The 4,399-nt window shown below is 45.1% G+C and carries 3 protein-coding genes and 1 pseudogene; 2 read left to right on the top strand and 2 right to left on the bottom strand.

The features are described from left to right. Positions 1–282 precede the first annotated feature (282 nt). On the top strand, positions 283–621 hold the full coding sequence (locus MMG82_RS21080; RefSeq protein ID WP_037422289.1) for a P-II family nitrogen regulator: 339 nt from the start codon (positions 283–285) through the stop codon (positions 619–621). Continuing rightward, entirely contained in the window at positions 618–1,934 is a 1,317-nt protein-coding gene (locus MMG82_RS21075; protein ID WP_047539450.1) for an ammonium transporter, read from the top strand. The genes MMG82_RS21080 and MMG82_RS21075 overlap by 4 nt, the downstream gene beginning before the upstream one ends. A 59-nt stretch (positions 1,935–1,993) precedes the next feature. Here MMG82_RS21075 and MMG82_RS21070 read toward each other — a convergent pair whose 3' ends face one another. Both MMG82_RS21070 and MMG82_RS21065 read right to left on the bottom strand, forming a co-directional pair. Beyond that, complete coding sequence (locus tag MMG82_RS21070; RefSeq protein WP_047539448.1) at positions 1,994–3,538, bottom strand: EAL domain-containing protein; 1,545 nt, start codon at positions 3,536–3,538, stop codon at positions 1,994–1,996. 87 nt (positions 3,539–3,625) lie between these two features. Next, a pseudogene (locus tag MMG82_RS21065) lies at positions 3,626–4,273 on the bottom strand (DMT family transporter); the annotation flags it as partial. Positions 4,274–4,399: the final 126 nt, after the last annotated feature.

Genomic DNA, 4,399 nt, shown 5'->3' with positions numbered 1-4,399 from the left:
TTGATTTTAAATAGATTAAATATAAGCCTGCCGTAGAAAATCATTCTCGATAATACTTAACAGTGTTTAAATGCACCCTAATTGGTTTTTTTACATTTAACGCACCAAGGGCGCGCACCAAGTCAGGGCGTGCTCATCTATTCTTGCACTATTTTGCAGCAAAAATAAGATTTATTTGGGTGCACCACATTATTAACATAATGATAATAAAACGTTTATTGTTGTGGCCTAATTCCTGCTATATCCAACGAACTGATGCCTGATGTTCGTTGGAGAATAAAGTTGAAACTCATCACCGCAATTATTAAACCTTTCAAAATTGATGATGTACGTGAAGCGCTCACTCAACTGGGCGTCCACGGCATGACAGTGACTGAAGTGAGGGGTTTTGGCCGGCAAAAGGGGCACACAGAGCTCTATCGCGGCGCCGAATATGCTGTCGACTTTCTTCCCAAAATGAAGCTTGAAATCGCGATCCACTCAGAGCTTGAAGAAGCTGTAATCGAAGCCATCATCCAAGCCGCTCGCACAGGCAAAGTCGGTGACGGTAAAATTTTTGTCACTCCGCTCGAGCAAGTGATCCGCGTTCGCACCTCTGAAGAAGGGAGCGATGCCATATGATCAATCCAAAATCTAAGTGCAGTTATCAAGCGTTACTTATCCTCATCGCGAGTAGCTTTACCGCTCCAGTATTCGCGGATGAGGCGCAGTTGAGCGGTGCCAACACCGCATGGATTTTAAGTTCATCAGCCTTAGTATTACTGATGACGCTCCCAGGACTGGCATTATTTTACGGTGGACTGGTGCGTAGCAAAAACGTGCTCTCCATTTTAATGCAGTGTTTTTCGATTGCTGCTATTGCCTCAATACTCTGGTTTGTCGTGGGTTACTCCATCGCCTTCGATACAGGCAATGGTTTTATCGGTGGGCTAAATAAAGCATTTTTAGCCAGCATTGGTCGTGAGAGTATGAGCGGTGACATTCCCGAACCTTTGTTTATGCTATTCCAAATGACCTTTGCCATTATCACGCCAGCGCTGATTATCGGCGGCTTTGCTGAGCGAATGAAATTTTCTGCGGTACTCATATTCTCAAGCACTTGGCTGCTGTTAGTCTATGCACCTATCACCCACTGGGTATGGGGTGGCGGCTGGTTAGCTGAGCTTGGGCTCTATGACTTTGCCGGCGGCACAGTCGTACACATTACCGCAGGGGTGGCGGCACTGGTTGCGGCAAAAGTGCTTGGCCCACGCAGGGGATTTTTAAACTCAGCGATTATGCCCCACAACTTGACCATGACTGTCACAGGTGCGGGCATGCTGTGGGTGGGCTGGTTTGGCTTTAATGGCGGCAGCGCCTTAGGCGCCAATGGTACAGCGGCAATGGCGATACTCGCGACCCATTTGGCGGCGTCGATGGGTGCCATCACTTGGGCTGGGATTGAATGGTATAAATTTGGTAAAGCCAGCGCACTTGGTATCGTTACAGGTATGGTGGCAGGTTTGGGAACAATCACGCCTGCATCGGGTTATGTTGGCCCAGCTGGAGCCTTAGTGATTGGTTTTCTTGGCGGGGTGGTCTGTTTCTTTTCAACGGTTTACATTAAACAAAAATTGAAGATTGACGACTCTCTCGATGTATTTCCTGTCCATGGTGTAGGCGGCATCCTCGGTACATTGCTCGCAGGCGTTTTTAGTTCGACTCAACTTGGGATCTTTAGCGGCTATGGTTTTGCCACTGTTAACGACACTATGATTGACCAACTCGGCGTCCAAATGATTGGTATCGCGGCGACCTTTAGTTATACCGCAGTAGTGACTTGGCTCTTGTTTATCGTTATTAGCAAACTCCTTGGAGGACTGCGTGTCAGCAGTGAGCAAGAAGTGAATGGGCTCGATCTTTCTGAACATGAAGAAACGGGTTACAGCCTGTAAGCACATCAACCTCTGCGCAAAACCTATAACCGTCAGGATACCTATCCTGACGGTTGTTGTTAGTTGCGTTTCTTCAGCCAAAGGGCAAGCTCATCTAATTTCATCGGTTTAGCGAATAAATATCCTTGCAGAAAATGCACATCACGACTGATTAAATAATCCGCCTGTTCCTGTGTTTCTACCCCTTCTGCTACAGCGACATAATTCATTTTATGGCAGAGTTCGATAATAGTATCGAGCACATGGGAAGTGACCGAATCTTGGCCTATGGTATCGATAAAGCACTTATCTATTTTAAGGTAGTCCAAGGTAAAGGTTTGCAGCAGCGATAAGGTTGTCTGTCCGGTGCCAAAATCATCAATAGCGACTAAAATACCAAGCTCACGCAATGCTGTAATTCGCTCGCACATATCCGCCGTTAATAGCTGCCGCTCGGTAATCTCAATCAAAGGTTGAACACCAATTTGAGAAAAAGCATCCTTTAAATAGCGAAATTTAGCTTCAATATCACTTTGAATAAAATGCTCAGGCGCTACGTTAAAACCAATTCGAAACCCTGGCTGCACGGAAAACAAACTAAAATCGGCTAAAGCGCGTTCAAAAATATAATTAGTTAGCGGCACGATCAGTTGGCTCTGCTCCGCGATGGGAATAAATAGATCTGGCTGCACCAAGCCCATTTGCGGATGTAGCCACCGTACTAATGCCTCAACCCCTTTAGCCTTACCGTCTTCAGTACAAATAATAGGTTGGTATACAAGGAAAAATTCTTTATTTTCGATCCCGCTTCTAATATCGTCGGCCAGTGAATAGCGGTTTTTTTTACGCCAAAGATGTAAACCGACTAACCAAGTAAATGCCAAAAAAACGGGGAGCGATAGCCCAAAAGATATCCAGAAGAAGTACCAAAAAAACGCTTGCGAGACCTCAAGTAGGATCACCAATTCCGAATTATCAGCCTTTACGGCAACAACTTTCCCATCACCAAACTGTGGCACAGTCGGCAATGTCGCGCCCTTCAACCCCAATACCACATTTAGCACAGGACGAGGAAACACCTCTGGCTGAATAAAGCTGTCGATAAAATATTGCCCTTCAATAATCACAACCGCCCCACTCGTTAGGTTGGCCTGCGTAGCAATAACAATGATGGCAGGGACACCTAAACGCGCAGGCGTTTCAGGAACAATAAAATAAGTAGGCTCTTTTAGGGTCGGTTCAGGTAAGAGTGTGTTCAGTGGAAAATCAATTTCACCATTTGTGGATGAACAATAAAAACCATGAGCATTAAAAAGCAGTACACCACGATAATAGGGCTTAAACTTCATATACTCATTCAGGTCACTACAATCACCTTGACTAAGAGTGATGGCATACTGACCAATTGACTCAGACTGGCTTAATAAATCCTCAAGCCGTTTGAGATTAAACTCACCAACTTCATGCACCTTTTTCTCAACCAAATAACTCGTCACCATAAAACTGGATGCGATAGCCAAGACAACAGGAACAGACAACATAATGAATAAATGCTTGCCTGAAAGATCGTACTGGGAGATGAATAAGCGTAAAAGTGACGACAGGCTGTTAATACGATTCTGCATCCGGAATCCTTATCTTGTTGCCGTTATAGCGATTTATCTTGGTTAAACATTGCGTTGCATATGATAAATATAAAACAGCTCAAATACTCATCCCCACATCACGAGTATGGCAGCAACCGCAATGAGTGCTAGACCAAGCATTTCTTTTATTTTTACGCGTTCCTTTAACCAGAATGCGGAAATCAACATCATAAAAAAGATTTCCACTTGGCCTAAGGTTTTCACATAAGGGACAGTTTGTAACGACATCGCACTGAACCAACCAATAGATCCAAAACAACTTGTAGTACTGGTCAACAAGGTTAATTTAGGCCGTTGTAACAGGCCGATTAATGTTTCTTTATCTTTTAAAACCAAGTAACTGGCTAGCACGATTGTTTGCAGGCTAATCACCAACAACAATACCCAAGCCGCACTATGAGGAAAACCGACATCTAACCTCAAACTAGCTTCTCGCACCCAAAGCGAAGTCAGCGCAAAGGCGCTGCCACTGGCAATGCCAAGGAGCACTGTGCTTAGGGATAGCTGCCTAAGCCCCAGCTTAGCACTCAGCAAAAATACAGCGATACCGCCCAAGATAACCCCAACCCAGCCGAGTAAGGATAAATGGGTACCAAAGAACAATGTTCCTAAGATTGCCGCGACTATTGCCTCACTCTTAGCAAGCCCGGCACCAATAGCAAAGTTTTGCTGCTGGAATAGCTTAACCATCAGGCCGGTCGCAAGGATCTGCATCATGGATAATGGAATGGACCCATCCACTTTAAATCGGCCTCGCAATGGGCCACGATGTAGTCGCTAAAACTCATCAGAAAGAGGACGGGTCCACCTATGAAGATTACTACAATCGGTTTAGATATC

Source organism: Shewanella sp. MM_2022_3 (genome assembly GCF_022557375.1).
Taxonomy (GTDB): Bacteria; Pseudomonadota; Gammaproteobacteria; order Enterobacterales; family Shewanellaceae; genus Shewanella; species Shewanella xiamenensis.
This window is presented reverse-complemented; position numbering and strand designations above follow the sequence as displayed.

Coding starts and splice junctions, on each gene's coding strand:
- MMG82_RS21070 (WP_047539448.1), bottom strand. CDS start 3,538: ATGCAGAATCGTATTAACAGCCTGTCGTCACTTTTACGCTTATTCATC.
- MMG82_RS21075 (WP_047539450.1), top strand. CDS start 618: ATGATCAATCCAAAATCTAAGTGCAGTTATCAAGCGTTACTTATCCTC.